Origin of the sequence: Couchioplanes azureus (assembly GCF_014648355.1) — a bacterium.
GTDB lineage: Bacteria > Actinomycetota > Actinomycetes > Mycobacteriales > Micromonosporaceae > Actinoplanes > Actinoplanes azureus.
In genome coordinates this window covers 1-539 of the sequence record NZ_BMQY01000053.1, presented here as the reverse complement: position 1 = coordinate 539, position 539 = coordinate 1, and the positions used below count along the sequence as shown (strand labels likewise).

1 protein-coding gene is annotated in these 539 nt (G+C 68.8%); it reads right to left on the bottom strand.

Annotation, left to right across the window (positions count from 1 at the left end):
- On the bottom strand, positions 1–539 hold a 539-nt coding region (locus tag IEY99_RS33840; RefSeq protein WP_189208203.1), incomplete at both ends, for a sigma-70 family RNA polymerase sigma factor.

Sequence of the window (539 nt, the reverse complement as noted above, 5' to 3'; positions counted from 1 at the left end):
ATCTGCTCGGCGATCTGGGACTGGGTGAGGTTGCCGTAGAAGCGCAGGGTGAGGATCTTCTGTTCGCGGGGGTCGAGGGTGGCCAGGGCGGGGCCGAGGGCGACGCGGGTTTCGGCGAGTTCGTATTCGTGGTCTTCGCCGCCGAGGGTGTCGCCGAGTTCGGTGGTGCCGTCGGCGCTGATCGGGGTGGAGAGGCTGGTGGCGTTGTAGGCGCGGGCGCCTTCGAGGCCTTCCAGGACGTCTTCTTCGGTGACGCCGAGGTGGGTGGCGATGTCGGCGACGGTGGGGGAGCGGCCGAGGGTGTGGGTGAGGGTGGCGTTGGCTTCGGTGATGGCCAGGCGGAGTTCTTGCAGGCGGCGGGGGACGCGGACGGACCAGGTGCGGTCGCGGAAGTGGCGTTTGATCTCGCCGATGATGGTGGGGATGGCGTAGCCGGCGAAGTCGACGCCGCGGGTGGGGTCGAACTTGTCGACGGCTTTGATGAGGCCGACGGTGGCGGTCTGGATGAGGTCGTCGGTGGGTTCGCCGCGGCCGGAGTA